Origin of the sequence: Sphingomonas pollutisoli, from assembly GCF_029167165.1 — a bacterium.
Taxonomy (GTDB): domain Bacteria; phylum Pseudomonadota; class Alphaproteobacteria; order Sphingomonadales; family Sphingomonadaceae; genus Sphingomonas; species Sphingomonas pollutisoli.
The window spans coordinates 1-12,697 of sequence record NZ_JARFNJ010000030.1 but is presented as its reverse complement, the minus strand read 5'-3'; the positions used below and the strand labels follow the sequence as shown (position 1 = coordinate 12,697).

The following is a 12,697-nucleotide window of genomic DNA, read 5'->3' as shown; positions in this document are numbered from 1 at the left end:
GATTAATGGTTCTCGACGGTCACCAGATGCCGCCTGCAACCGCAGGCGCCAAATGAGATTATCGATTCTCCACAGAGCAGCGCGGTGCTGTCGACGCCGATGCCGTAGGCCAGCACCACTGGTGGCGGCGGCGCCAGCGGCACGACCGGAACTGGCGCGCCGGTCATGGCGCCTCCTCCGGTTCTAGATAGGTGTCATAGGGCGCACCGGCAGACTCGATCCAGCTACCCTCCTCGTCGAGATTCTCGATCCGTGCGAGCAGCGCCGCCTTCAGCTGGCGCGCATCGACGTCGTGGCCCTTGTCGTCGTTCGAGACGAGGCTGAAGGCGAGCGTGTAGGCGTGGTTGTAGCGCGCCATGTCACGCGTCCTCCGCCGCGGCCTTGGGCGCGGCGGGAACCGCGCGGGGCGTGATCGTCACGTCGAGCCGGTCGCGATTGATGACGACGGTGACCGTCCGGTCCTCGGGGACGAGGAAATAATGCCCCGCCAGCTTGTCGCGAATGCGGTTCTCAAGCGCGGCATCGTCGCCTTCGAGCAGGCCGATGATTCGTTCGGCGGCATCGGCCTGGAAGCGCTCGAGCTGCGTATCGTAGCTGTCGGCATCGCTGTCGTCGCTGGCATAGAAGATCGCGCTTTCGAGGATGTCGGCGACGCCGAGCGCGGTGATTTCGCTGCCCCGGCGGACGAAGACGGACGTCTCGTCGACCGAGTTGCACGACCATTGGTCGGGTGCGAAGGCGACATCCGCGTCGGTCGATACCTCGATGAATGCGCCGGCGTGGCTCATCGTCGCCTCGAGCGTGATAGCCTCGACCCAACCGTTTTCCGCCTCGGCGGGCGCTTCGCGGCTGTTGGAGACGATGAAGGTGCGGTCGCCCTGGGTGACGCGGAACCGCATATCCTCGACACGGGCGAGGATATCGTACCAGCCATAGCCCTTGAACGCGTCCTGGGCCTCGACCAGCGGACCACCGAACGGATTATGCTTCGCGATCGCCGCCTGCGCGGGTTGGCCGATCAGCGCATCGAAGTCGGGCATCAGCACCATGCCGGTGTCGGTCAGGCGTGCGCCGCTCTTGTAGTTGCGCGAGCTGTCGGCCGCATAGGCGGTCCATGCGAACAGATAGGGCTCGGCTTCGGGTAGTGCGATACCGAGCGAGCGCGCCTCGCGCCAGTCATGCGCCGACAGCCGGTGCGTCCCCGCGGCCTCGATCGCGCGGTAGATCGCGAGCCGGACCGCATCGCGCAGGGCGGCGATGCCGGTGTTCTCGACCACTTCCTTGCGCGCCGGGAGGACGAGCTGGATTTGCGGCGCGTCGAAGATGTCGACCCGCGCGATCCAGTGGCCGCCCCGGTCGACTTCCTGAACATACGGCAGGTCGCACGGGATGGTCAGCCCGTGGAAGTTGAGGCGTCCGTCGCGCGAGGAATAATGCGAGGGGTGTTTCTGGAACACGCCGATGCGCACGCCGTACCATTCCTCGACATGGACCGCGTCCTTCAGCCAGTCCTCCTGCGGAAGGACCGCGCCGTTCCAGGTCACGGGAACCGGATAATGTTTGGCGGCGCGGGCCACGTCGCGCTCGAGCGTCTTCAGCCACTCGTCGGGCACGCGCACGGTGATCGCGGTGCCGCGCATGATCGGATCGGGTTCGATCGCGATCGGGCGGCTCGTCTCCCACGCCGAGGCCGGGATATGCGCCATCCAGCCCTGGCGGTCGGGTTTCGAGAAGGAGCGGATGATGACGTCGCGGCCTGCGAGGCTGAACACGCCCATGCCGGCGGGATCTTCGGCGCGGCGCGTCTCGTCGGACCAGCCCGAGCGGCCGAGCGTGACGATGCTCACCGGATCGGCGATGCCGTGGCCGTCATCGGTGATGTGCAGGAAGTGCTCGGCGCCGGCGCCGTTCAGCGCGAGCGCGACGCCGGTCGCACCGGCGCGGCGCGCGTTCTGGAGGAGTTCGCAGATGACGTCGAACGCGGTATTGTTGAACAGGCGCGTGACCTTGGCGATCGTCTCGGGGGCGACCGCGGTCGCGATAGTGGCGGGAATCATGGGAGTGCGCTCCTGGAAAAGGGCTCAGGCGTCCGTCACGCCTTCCCTCCCCGCTCCCTCTCTCCTTCATCGGCGCATCGGGCCGAGCCCTGGTCAGCCTGCCTTGCCGTCGCGGAACGCGCCGACCACGGTGCCCGCGTCCCAGTGACCGCTGAGGATACCGCGACGCGGGACCGAGTTGATCGCATAGCGCCGCGCCGCGAGGAGGCGGGCACGCCGGGTGTCGCGGTCGATCGGCGCGCCGGTTGCGATATCGCGGGCGAGGCGAAGCGGCGTCATGGCTTTTCCTCATCGATTGTGCCGGGGATGGCAACATGGTCGGTGACGCCCGTTCCCGAAGGATCGAGCGCGATAATTTCGGCGAGCGTCCAGGGGGCTGCGCGGCGCGGGCGACGCGAGAAGCGAAGCTCGTGCTTTTCGGCATATTTGTGGACCGCTGGATATTTGCGGCCGATCGCTGCCGCAACATCAGGCAGCGCGACGCCGAAGTCGTGCGCGATGCGCAGCACCCGGATCTCCTCTTCGGTCCATTTCCGGTGATAGCCGTGGACAAGGCCGAGGATGTTCGCGCGCGTGAACAGCGAAGCCTTGGTGCGACCCATCTTCGTCGCCAGGGCGTCCATCGGCATCGTGCCGTAAAGGTCGCGCAGCCTTTCCAGATCATTGTCGCTCCACACCGGCCCGCCCCGGAACCCGTCGCGGTTGGCATGTGTGCCGCGCAACCCGAGATAGTCGGCGCGCCAGCGGATAGAGCATTTCGTGCGGCCGAGCCTGGTCGTGAGCGGGGTCAGGCTTGCCCCGTCGGCATAGGCGCGGATGAGCAGTGTGTCTTCGTCAGGGGTCCAGTTGCGGCCCCATCCCCGGCCATAGCCGAGCTTGCGCAGGTGCGGCCCGAAGCCAGCCTTGGTCCTGCGCGGAAAGCCCTCTGTGGCGAGAATGTCGATGATCGCGATATAACGAAGCCCCTCCCCGGCCAGCGTCAGCGCCCGCGTCGCCTCGGCCTCGGTCCAGTCAGCGGGCTTGTTGGGATGGCGCAAACCGAGCGCGTTGGCACGGGTCGCGGTGCCGGACAGCGGGCGTCCGATCAGCGTGGCGATCTGTGCGATCGGGATCGCCTGCGCGTAGCCGGCGCGCAGCTGGGCATCCTCCCAGTCGCTCCATTTTGGAGGATTTCCTTCGGTCAGCCCGAGCACGCCCGCGCGGGCATAGACGCTGGTGCAGGCGCGGCCGAGATCTCCAGCGAGATCGGCCGTGGGGCGAAGGCCATATTCGCGGGTGAGCCATGCGTCTTCGTCGGTCGACCACGGACGCGACGAATTGCGGCGCAGGCCCAGTTTGGCGATCTTGTCGCGCACGCCGGCGCGGCCGCGACCGAGCGCGGCGACGATGTCGTCGATCGCGGCGTCGTCGCAGAACATGCGTTCGACCGTGGCGATCTCGTCGGGGGTCCAGGCATCGTGCCGGAACGGCATCTCGCGCAGGCGCCCGCACGGCTCGGGCAGCTTCGGACACGCGACCAGCTCGACGATATCGGGCGCGAGGTCGGTCACAGCGACACCACGGCGACGTCGCTCAGCCGCGCGCGCAGCCGTGCATGCAGGCGGGCGATGCGGTCGTCGCCCTTGGGCATGGTGTCGACCGCGGCGATCGCCGACAGGAGGTTGAGCGCGCGGTCGGTGCGCTCGGCGTCGAGCGACAGGTGCCGTGCGAGGTCGCGCGCGGTGCTGGCGTTGGGGGAGATGCGCTTCAGCGCGTCCATGATCGCGGCCGCGTCGGTCGCAGCGGGATCGAGCAGGAACGCGTCGAGCGCGCGCGTGCCCTTGAGGGCGATGGCGGGGCCGTGGTCCGCGACCTCGGCCAGGCCCGCGAGATCGAGCAGCTTCGCCGCCTCGTCGGCATCGACGGACGCGGCGGCACGCAGTTCCGGGGTCTTGCCGAGATGTTCGGTGATGGTGGGATCGATATGCGCCAGCACCGGGGTTGCCGACAGCGCCGGACCCATCGCGAAGAAATCGCCGGGGGCGAGGTTGCGCAGCAGGTCGGCGTCACGCGCGGGAAAGCCGAGCAGGTCGGCCGCGCGCGCGATGTCGCGGTCGAAGACGTTGAGCCCGACCAGCACGTTCTGCAGCTCGGACACGACCGAGGTGGAGAGCTTCGCGAGGCGCTGGGTGGCGATGACGGGGGCGAGACCGCGCTTGCGGCCGCGCGCGCACAGGTCGGTCAGGGTGGCGACGCCGAGCCGGCGGGCATCGGCATCGAGCGCGGAACCGGCGACATGCGGTGCGAGCAGATGGCCCTCGTCGATGCACACCAGCATGGTATGCGCCCAGTCCTCGCGCGGTGCGCCGACCAGGCCGGCAAAGAACGCGGCTGCCTTGATGATCCGCTGGTCGGGATCGAGGTCGGTGAGGTCGATGTGCATCGACAGCCGATGTCGCCGGCTGCGCGTCGCCGCGGCCGTCAGCCCGTCGGCGGTGAGTTCGACCGCGCGGATCGTGGTCGCGCCGATATGGCGGGCGAGGTTCTCGAATTCCCCCTCGGGGTCGACGATCGCAAGCGTCGTATAGTCGAACGCCTCCTCGATGATCCGGCGCAAGGTCCTGCTCTTGCCCGCCCCGGAGCTGCCCTGGATGAGCAGGCGTCCGGCAAGCAGGCGATCGAGGTCGAGGCTGAGCGTGCCGGTCGAATGATGGCCGAGCGGTACGCGATTGTCCGCGGCCTCGGGCGCGCGAATCGGGGTGACACAGGTCATGGCGTGGTCCTCCGGGTCAGGCGGCGTCGGCATCAGGGGGCGCCGGATCGTTGGCTGGGATGGCGGGAGCGTCGGGATCGGGAGCGGGCGCACCATCGAGCGTCCGCCATTCGAGCATGTCGTCGCTTTCGCGCTCGCAGTCCTGGCAGGTGGTGGAATCGTAGGTGCTGAGCAGCACCCAGGCCTGTTCGGGCTCATCCCAGGCCGCGACGGCGTCCTTGGTGACGTTGTCGCTGCCGCAGTCGTCGCACACCGGCTTGACCCGGGAGGCGGCAGGCGAGCACAAGCGATCCCCGGTGCAGATCGACCAGTCACCGTAGAATTTGCCGTCGTAGGGCAAGCAGTCGCCGGCGAGCTGAATGGCGTGTTCGCCGTAGCCGTCGTGGAAATGAATTTCCGTATCCGGGAAGAACTTTTCCAGGATCGCCTCCGCGCCGCGGATCTTCACCTCGCTGCCGTAGGTGGTATGGACATAGTCGAGCGGGCCGATCGCGGGGCCTTCGCAGCCCCAGCTTTCGACGTCCTCGTCGGGCGTGGCGCGGCCGTGGAACAGATAGAGATAGACACTCATGGCGTGTCCTTTCAGCTGGTTGGGAGGAGATGCGCGAGCGCGCTCGCGTCGACCTGCTTGGAGATCGGAGCGGTGCTCTCGACGCGGACCGCGCCGAGACTCTGGAACGTCTCCGGCATCTGGCGGCGTTCGTAGCGATCCTTGTCGACGAGACCGTGGATCGGCTCGCCTTCGTGGCGCGCGAAGCCGAGCGCATCGACGCTGACGACACGGCGGAAGACGCAGCCGACCTTGCCCTCGGGCACCCAGTCCGCCCAGGAACCTGAGGCCGAGACGCTTTCATACTGGCCGATGACCGCCTGATAGGCGGCGCGGCGGCGAACGACATGGCTGTCGTGGATCGACACCTCCTCGCCGGTCAGCGCGGTCCAGCGATCGGGATGCCAGCAGCGGACCGAGCGGCGCGCATTCTCGACCTGCAGGGCGATGCCGGGAATGGGCAGGCGGCGAAACTCGCTGCCAAAGCCGTACAGCACCAGCGCATAATCGACGTCTTCCTCATAGAAGGGATCGTCGCGGCGCAGCGCGTCGGGCATCGCGGCCTGGCGTTCGTCCGACAGGACATAGCCGCCATGACTGGGCGTCCACACGCGCCAGATACCGGGGAGCACCTGGTCGGCGCGATCGGGCGCGTCCCAGGGGGTCGTGTCGGGCTGGGGGCTGGGCTGGAACGGGGTCATCTGTCGTCTCCCTCAATGGAATCGACAGATCCCCTCCCTCTCTCCTTCATCCGGTCGCCCGGATTGCCGGCGGCGGGCAGGACCGATCATGGTGCAGCCGTGGGGGGCAGCGCGGAACGCGGCACGCGCAAATTGTTATCTATCCCGACAATTCACGACAGGAGATCAATCATGGGCGAAGCGACTGACAAGCTGAAGGCGGCGGGTAACAAGCTGGCCGGCAACGTCAAGGAAGGCATCGGCAAGGCGACCGACAATGCGAGCCTCGAAGCCGAGGGCAAGGCCCAGAAGCTGAAGGGGTCCGCTCAGGACGTGAAGGGTTCGGTCAAGGGCACGCTCGGCGACGACATCTGACGCTCGACCTTCGATGACACAATCGGGCCGCTTCGGGAAACCGGGGCGGCCTTTTCCTTGCGCGGCGGGAATGCGGGATTTCGAGCGCCACCTTTGAAGATCGGCTTGAGACTGCGCGGGCGATCGGCGAGCCGCGCCGCGACCACGGTCATCCAGATCGCATCGCACCCCGTCGACGGCCTCGCGCCCCGTGCCTGATTGCAGCGCAGATGCTTCAGCAGGCCGTTCGACAGTAATCGTCGTCCACCCGCGCTGCGCAGCGTGACATGGTCGAATGTCGGGTAATCGGGATGATAGCGGACGAGGTGCCGGGGACTCGGCAGGGGCATTCCGCATCCGGCGCATAGCGACGACTGCGCCCAGCGCAGGATCCGCCGCTGGTTTCTGGCCTGGGTGGTCGATGCCATGACGCGAGGATGATGGCCCTCGATTAAATTCCTGTGAACGACGTCATCCGATGTGCAGCTGGTCGAGCACGGCGGCCTCGAGCCTGTCACCTTCGAGATCCTCGGCATGGATCGTCACGACGGGGGCGATCTCGCGCAGCTTTTCGACCTGACGCAGTTTCAACCCGAGCGTGTCGGCGTCATCGCCGGTGACGACTTCGAGTGCCGCCTCGATCACCTCGCCGGTGGTGAAGTCGCGCAGGTCGAGAAGAAGGTCTGGACGCATCTCCCCGATCAACGTCGCGATATCGAACAGGAGCCGTTTGAAGCCGACGCCGATGCCGCGCCGGCGAAGCCGGTACTGGAGATCGAGCAGGCCGACGATCGTCTTGCGCTCGGCGAGATTGTGGATCGCGACAAAGTTGGTGGGGCGCGCGATCGGCTGCGCATAGGCGCGCAGGCAGGCATAGCCCTCACGCGGGTTGTGCTCGCCGACGACGGCCAGGACCAGATAGGGTGGCCCGATGTGGCGCTGGTGGACGCCGATGTGGCGGATGCGGTTCTTGACGATCAACTCGCGCCCTTCGGCAAGCGTGATGGTCGAGCCGGAGACGTCGATCGCATAGAGCAGGAGGAAGGCCTGCGGGGCGTGCTCGGTCGGCCATTTCTTCGCCGCTTCGCGCAGTTTCGCGAATACGATGCCGCGTTCGTAGGGGTCGATGTGGGTGTAGAGATGGCGCGCGAGCGGGATACCCGGTGCGATCTGGACCCGTTCGGCCGCGGCGCGCATCGCCGCGAATTCGCTCGCCATCGACGTGGTGCGCGGCTCGCCGACCTCAAGCGGCTCGACGACGTTGACCTGCGCCATTTCCATCAGCTGCCACAGCAGCCGCGCGAGGCGCGGGATCGCGACGCCGCGGGTGCGATCGTCGGGTTCGCTGTCGTCGGGCAGCTGCGCCAGTTTCTCGGGGGCGAGCCGGTGCGCCGAGAACAGCCCGTCCGGCTCGTTGATCGTGCGCGGGGTGGCGGTCGCTTTCTCGCGGATGCGGGGCGGTGCCTGCTCGCGGAAGAAGGGGCAGTCGACGTCATGCTCGGGGCGACGCTGGCGGATACTGGTAAGGCGTCGCAGGTAATAGGTTTCGGCTTCGGAGAGATAGGCCGGCGAGAGTAGCGGCGGGTCCGTCCCCTCCCCCAGGCAGTCGCAGGCGATCCACTGGTGATGGTCGCGTGCCTTGACCACCATGATGACCGACGCGCGGTGATCGCTGTCCTCGCCTTCGCCGGTATACCAGCGCACCAGCGCCTCGCGCACCACGTCGGGGACGGGCGAGCGGGAGGTTAGACCCCGGGTATCGCGCGGGACGAGCCACATGGTGGTGATGCTACTCCATAATGCTTGCCTTGTCGCCTTTGTTCACGTTACGTTCAATGAACAAAGGAGCTGGCCATGAAGCGTTCGGAATTTATCGGAGAGTTCGACCTCGACGCGGTGCTCACCGAATTGTCGGTCGATCTGGATATTCGCGTCACCCGGCGCATGCTCGCCGGAGCGTGCATCGGCAGCAATCCGGAGGATGCGTATCTCTCGGCGCGCGAGTTGCGGGAATCGCTCGAATGGATTCATGAGGGCGAGAACGAGGGCAAGGTCAAGCTGACCACGATCCTCAGCACCGCGTGCGACGATTTCCAGCGGTGCCTCTATTATTGCGTCGCCGGCAAGGGCGTCGTGACCATGCTCGACGATCTCGTCTGGCTGGAGAAGCTGCTGGAGGCGCGCGGTCGCATCGCCGGGCACATCTACCGCAACAAGCTGCCGGTGAAGCCGCTGGTCAACCCGTATGTCGCGGCCGAGCCGGACGGTCCGCTGGGCCGGTTCGACCCGGCGTTCGCGATCGGCGCGTCCTGGTCGCATGACCCGGGACCCGATTACGATTCCGACGATCGTGGCCCCGGTCCGAAGCTCAAGGGCTGACGACAAAAGAAAAGGCGGTTCGGCAAGGGAGCATGCCGGACCGCCTCTTCCAAGGGGGGGATATCAATAACGCGCCTCGCACGCGAGGCGTTCCCCGCGCCGCCAGCGCGCCGGATCGATGAATTCCCCCGCATAGGCACCGCGACCCGCTGACCGGGCCTGTTCTGCCGCGGCGACATAGCGCGCGGCGCGTTGCGGATCGCCGCGCAGATATTGCGTCGCCGGCACCGCCAGACCCTGCAAAATGAGTTGCTCGCCCAGGTCGTAGCCGTCGACCGTCACGATGGCGATCGGGCGGCCATAGCTGCTCGCGCCGGTCATGCGGATCGTGGCGACACCGCTCTTGAGGATACGCGAGGCGGAATCCTGAGCAAACTTGCCGCATGGATAGCAGGCACCGTCCTTCGAGCACATCTGCTTGCGCTCGAAGGCGTCGGCCCCCGACAGGCGGAAATCGACCGAAACCGTGTCGCCGTCGATCGCCCGCCCCTCGCCGGTGATCGTCGCACCGTCGTGGCCCTGGGGTGCCCCTGCCCCGCAGGCGGCGAGCGCGGCGATGCCGAGGAGCAGCGCGCCCCTCATGCGTAGCGCAATTCGACTTCGACGTTCGGCCCGTCGACGATGACCGGGAGGACGCGGAAGGGTTGCAGCGGATCGCCGGTGCGCACGATCGAGACCTGGCGTGCGCCGGCATCGAACATCCGCATGGCGACGCGCTGGGCATGGGCGCGGCTGCAGAGCTGCGACCGCTTCGGGCTGGGTGTGACGGGCGGATACGGGGCGGACATGGCGATGATCCTGACGTGGGGGATGTCGGCGATCAACCGAACACCGTCTTGTGGACGCGAGTTTCGGGCTTGGGCGGCACGAGTGTCCACGCCCATTTGCGAAGGTTACCGATCCGATATTTCGGGTAGCTGTTGCCGGGGATCGCGAGCGAGATCTTGCGGCCGCGCTTGTGGACGATGAACTCGTCTCCCTCATAGCCGTCAACGAAGGTGACCTTGCTCGGCAAGCGGATGTGCATGCCGTGTTCGAGCGGGCGTACCGGGGTCGCGAGCCGCTCGAGGCAGCGTCGGCGCCAGTCGAGCGCACCGGGATCGTCGGTATCGCCGAGCAGCGAGAGGATGCGCTCGGGGCATTCGGCCTCGCAAGGCCCGGCGTGTTCGGTCATATCCTTGTAGGCGAACACGAATCCGTCCTTGGCACGCGGATTCCAGCTGACCAGGCAGACGGCCGCGAAGGCGGGTTCGTCGGTGCCGTCGGTCGACGGCACCACGGCCGCGTACCAGACCTTGTTGCGCAGGCAGGAAGAGGCGATGACGCGCAGCGCCTTGCCCTTCCCGTCGGCATCGCGGTTGTCGTAGGTGAATTGCGCGTCGAGATAGGCTTTGGGGCCTGTGTGCGGGAACATCGACGACAGCGGCATGCTTAGCCAGCCCATGATGGCGGTCCTTTCGCGTGTGTGGACGGGTGATCGATCAGCCGAACAGGCTGACCGGCTCGGCGACCGGCGGTGTGAGCCGCAATTCCTTGCGCAGCCGCACGGCGAACCGCTCGGGCGCGAGCAGGTCGCGGATCGAGGCGTAGCAGTCGCGCTCCCCGAGGTGATCGTGACGACCGCTGACGCGGCGGTAGATGACCTCGCGGTCGGCCATGGTGCCGTGGAGCGATAGCTGCATCCACAGCTCCTCGCCGTGGAGGGTGATCTCGCCGGACCGGGAGGCGTGGCTGCGGTTCGAGCGAAGGTCGTAGTGCGCGGGGTCGAGCCCCAGCGTTTCGGCGAGCCGGCGCAGCGCCTTGCGTCCGTCGCTGTGGAAGCGATCCTTGGCGGCCGCATCGTGCGCGACGCCGCGCACCGCGAGCGTCAGCAGCGCCGGGTGCTGTCGCAGCTCGGCGATACGGTCCATGCAGCGCCGCTTGAGGAGCGCGTCTTCGGACTGCCGCGCGGTGACGCTTGCGAGATGGCGGGCGAGCAGGATGACCGCGGGATCGGTCTCGAAGGCGATGCCGGCGTTGCGGCAGTCGTCGATCGCGCGGGTGATGGCGTGAAGGCTTGCTCCAATCGTGACCAGCGCGCTCGGGTCGAGCGCCTGCTGGTGGCGGAAGGCGACATCGTAGGGCATGAGCGATCTCCCGAGCGCCTCACGCGCTCAGAAATTCGCTCCCCCTCCCCTTCACGATAACCAGTTACGTAATTGCTCCGGTATTTCAGGATCGATGTCCTCGCCCGGTTGCATAGGCCGCAGACCCTGCTCCGCATCGACCGCGGCCTGCAGATGACAGGCGGCAACGGTCGCTCCGTCGTCGGTCGCGTCATAACGCGCGAGCGCCTGCCGCATTAGCGCGAGCCGTATATTATCGCTCATGCCAGTCTCCCACTACGGTCTGCCGCCATGATTGCGTTCGGGGCAAACGAAAGCAGGCCCATAATGGTTGTAACGGCCGTGCGCTCATCGCAGCCTCCATCGGCCGACAAGGTCGACCATTGCGTCACGATAGCCCCACGCATCGGGATAGATCGCAGGCTCCTGCGCGAGCCAGGCCATGACAATTAGCATGTCCTCGGAAATGATCGCGTCGCAGTTGCTGAGGTGGAGGATGGGGAAGTGGCCGTTGTCGTCACCATTCCACCACGCCAGCAGGAAGTCCGCGACGCGCGCGGCCTGCCCGGTATCGGACGAGGCGACATCCACGAGGCGGCCGATCGCGGCGCCGACCTCGTCGAAGGCGAGTGCGCGGATGAGGGGGCGGCGTTGCGGTTGCATGGTGCGTATCCTGTCCTATCGGGTGGAAGCTGTCATGCGATCAGGATGGGGCGTGCTTCCCGGCCTGGGCGATCATCACGGCGACCGCCTCGTCGAGCGCGGCGTCATCGCCGTTGACCATGCGCGCCGACGGGGTGAGGCGTTGCACGCCGGCGGGTGTCCTGGCCTTGAGCCGATAGCAGAACACCTGGTCGCCCTCGATCGTCACCAGCTTCGTCCGGCATTGCCGGCGCAGCCGCTTCGCCTCCTCGATCCGGGTGATGAGCGCCGCCACCTCGAATTCGAGGCAGTACGGCATGACGCTGTCGCCGAGCCGCGAGACGGGCCGGTTGGCGGCGAGCCAGGCATCGACCGCCTGTTCGGTGACGCTGCCGACGGCATGGTAATCGTCCGCGGCGCCATGACCGCGGTTCGAGGCGAGGAAGGCGCGCTGCCCATCGATCCAGATCTCGGCCGAGTAGCAGGTCGTTTCCTCGGACAAAGCGTCGACCACCTTCAGCTTGCGCAATTCGATGTGCATGGTGCGATCTCCAGGTCATGCTGCGAGGGCTTCGGGTTGGTCGATCCCGGGCGCGCCACCCGCGGCGGCGTTATGGAGCCAGGTCACCGCCTGCTCGGCTTTCGCCGCGGCCTTGATGATCGCGCTTGAATCGCCCTTCAGGATCTTCAGCCAATGATCGACGTAGCTGGCGTGGTTGTCGTGCAGCTCGCCGGGCAGATTGAGGTCGGCGCACACCAGACACTGGCCGATGCAGGCGACCAGCTCCTCGAACGCATAGGCGTTGTCGCCGAACTTCTTGCCGAACTCGCGGTTGAGGCGCTGCGGCGCGCCCGAATAATGGACATATTCGTGCGCGAGCGTGCTGGCGTAATGATCGTCCGAGCGAAACGCGCCGCGCTGCGGTAGCTGGATATAGTCGCCGATCGGCGAATAGAATGCCTGATCGCCGCCATGCCGCACGGTCGCCGGCAGGCCTCCGAAGAAGGCATCGATCGCGGCGCGGTGCCGGCTCTCGATGCGCGGTTCGGGCGGTGCGGGCACCGGATAATAATACGCCGGGAGACCGTCGATCTGATCGAGTAGGGTAGGCCGGCAAGGTCTCAGAGAGAACATTGCTCGGCCCCCCTCCGAACCGGACGTGCACCTTTCAGCGCAT

20 protein-coding genes are annotated in these 12,697 nt (G+C 66.9%); 2 read left to right on the top strand and 18 right to left on the bottom strand.

All coding sequences use genetic code 11. The features are described from left to right. Positions 1–2: 2 nt before the first annotated feature. The 8 genes from PX554_RS25945 to PX554_RS25910 all read right to left on the bottom strand — a co-directional run bounded on the left by PX554_RS25945 (position 3) and on the right by PX554_RS25910 (position 6,060). Entirely contained in the window at positions 3–167 is a 165-nt protein-coding gene (locus PX554_RS25945) for a hypothetical protein (protein ID WP_275504979.1), read from the bottom strand. Beyond that, positions 164–358, bottom strand: a complete 195-nt coding sequence (locus PX554_RS25940; RefSeq protein ID WP_062126497.1) for a hypothetical protein — start codon at positions 356–358, stop codon at positions 164–166. Before PX554_RS25940 ends, PX554_RS25945 begins: the two co-directional genes overlap by 4 nt. A gap of 1 nt (position 359) precedes the next feature. Then, complete coding sequence (locus tag PX554_RS25935; RefSeq protein WP_275504978.1) at positions 360–2,057, bottom strand: ATP-binding protein; 1,698 nt, start codon at positions 2,055–2,057, stop codon at positions 360–362. Positions 2,058–2,150: 93 nt separating this feature from the next. After that, positions 2,151–2,336: a hypothetical protein gene (locus PX554_RS25930; protein ID WP_024310655.1), complete on the bottom strand. Its 186-nt coding sequence runs from the start codon at positions 2,334–2,336 to the stop codon at positions 2,151–2,153. Further along, positions 2,333–3,607, bottom strand: a complete 1,275-nt coding sequence (locus PX554_RS25925) for a hypothetical protein (protein WP_275504977.1) — start codon at positions 3,605–3,607, stop codon at positions 2,333–2,335. Before PX554_RS25925 ends, PX554_RS25930 begins: the two co-directional genes overlap by 4 nt. Beyond that, positions 3,604–4,809 (bottom strand): helicase HerA domain-containing protein, encoded by a 1,206-nt coding sequence (locus tag PX554_RS25920; RefSeq protein WP_010408937.1) that lies wholly within the window; start codon positions 4,807–4,809, stop codon positions 3,604–3,606. The genes PX554_RS25925 and PX554_RS25920 overlap by 4 nt, the downstream gene beginning before the upstream one ends. Before the next feature lie 16 nt (positions 4,810–4,825). Further along, entirely contained in the window at positions 4,826–5,380 is a 555-nt protein-coding gene (locus tag PX554_RS25915) for a hypothetical protein (protein WP_010408935.1), read from the bottom strand. 11 nt (positions 5,381–5,391) lie between these two features. Beyond that, complete coding sequence (locus tag PX554_RS25910; RefSeq protein ID WP_010408933.1) at positions 5,392–6,060, bottom strand: DUF7007 domain-containing protein; 669 nt, start codon at positions 6,058–6,060, stop codon at positions 5,392–5,394. 171 nt (positions 6,061–6,231) lie between these two features. Here PX554_RS25910 and PX554_RS25905 point away from each other — a divergent pair, with 171 nt between their 5' ends. After that, positions 6,232–6,414, top strand: a complete 183-nt coding sequence (locus tag PX554_RS25905; RefSeq protein WP_010408931.1) for a CsbD family protein — start codon at positions 6,232–6,234, stop codon at positions 6,412–6,414. On the opposite strand, the gene PX554_RS25900 is transcribed toward PX554_RS25905, so the two are convergent. Together PX554_RS25900 and PX554_RS25895 are read right to left on the bottom strand one after the other, a co-directional pair. Beyond that, positions 6,366–6,821: a hypothetical protein gene (locus PX554_RS25900; protein WP_066760066.1), complete on the bottom strand. Its 456-nt coding sequence runs from the start codon at positions 6,819–6,821 to the stop codon at positions 6,366–6,368. The genes PX554_RS25905 and PX554_RS25900 overlap by 49 nt on opposite strands. A 43-nt stretch (positions 6,822–6,864) precedes the next feature. After that, positions 6,865–8,172 (bottom strand): hypothetical protein, encoded by a 1,308-nt coding sequence (locus tag PX554_RS25895; protein ID WP_275504976.1) that lies wholly within the window; start codon positions 8,170–8,172, stop codon positions 6,865–6,867. A 75-nt stretch (positions 8,173–8,247) separates the two neighbouring features. On the opposite strand from PX554_RS25895, the gene PX554_RS25890 reads away from it, so the two are divergent. Continuing rightward, on the top strand, positions 8,248–8,772 hold the full coding sequence (locus PX554_RS25890; RefSeq protein ID WP_016510268.1) for a hypothetical protein: 525 nt from the start codon (positions 8,248–8,250) through the stop codon (positions 8,770–8,772). A 63-nt stretch (positions 8,773–8,835) separates the two neighbouring features. On the opposite strand, the gene PX554_RS25885 is transcribed toward PX554_RS25890, so the two are convergent. From PX554_RS25885 to PX554_RS25850, 8 genes are all read right to left on the bottom strand, one after another. Next, entirely contained in the window at positions 8,836–9,354 is a 519-nt protein-coding gene (locus tag PX554_RS25885; RefSeq protein ID WP_010408925.1) for a thermonuclease family protein, read from the bottom strand. Beyond that, positions 9,351–9,596, bottom strand: coding sequence for a hypothetical protein (locus PX554_RS25880; protein WP_079247040.1), 246 nt, complete (start codon positions 9,594–9,596; stop codon positions 9,351–9,353). Before PX554_RS25880 ends, PX554_RS25885 begins: the two co-directional genes overlap by 4 nt. Next, positions 9,593–10,216, bottom strand: coding sequence for a DUF6927 domain-containing protein (locus tag PX554_RS25875; RefSeq protein WP_010408917.1), 624 nt, complete (start codon positions 10,214–10,216; stop codon positions 9,593–9,595). Before PX554_RS25875 ends, PX554_RS25880 begins: the two co-directional genes overlap by 4 nt. Before the next feature lie 37 nt (positions 10,217–10,253). Further along, positions 10,254–10,898: a hypothetical protein gene (locus PX554_RS25870; protein ID WP_010408914.1), complete on the bottom strand. Its 645-nt coding sequence runs from the start codon at positions 10,896–10,898 to the stop codon at positions 10,254–10,256. Positions 10,899–10,949: 51 nt separating this feature from the next. After that, complete coding sequence (locus tag PX554_RS25865; protein ID WP_275504975.1) at positions 10,950–11,114, bottom strand: hypothetical protein; 165 nt, start codon at positions 11,112–11,114, stop codon at positions 10,950–10,952. 111 nt (positions 11,115–11,225) lie between these two features. After that, positions 11,226–11,540: a DUF7673 family protein gene (locus tag PX554_RS25860; protein WP_010408907.1), complete on the bottom strand. Its 315-nt coding sequence runs from the start codon at positions 11,538–11,540 to the stop codon at positions 11,226–11,228. A gap of 40 nt (positions 11,541–11,580) precedes the next feature. Further along, the gene (locus PX554_RS25855) at positions 11,581–12,060 is read right to left on the bottom strand and encodes a hypothetical protein (RefSeq protein WP_275504974.1); all 480 of its coding nucleotides are present in this window, start codon (positions 12,058–12,060) and stop codon (positions 11,581–11,583) included. A gap of 15 nt (positions 12,061–12,075) precedes the next feature. Beyond that, positions 12,076–12,654, bottom strand: coding sequence for a zincin-like metallopeptidase domain-containing protein (locus PX554_RS25850; RefSeq protein WP_338061627.1), 579 nt, complete (start codon positions 12,652–12,654; stop codon positions 12,076–12,078). Between the last annotated feature and the right edge of the window lie 43 nt (positions 12,655–12,697).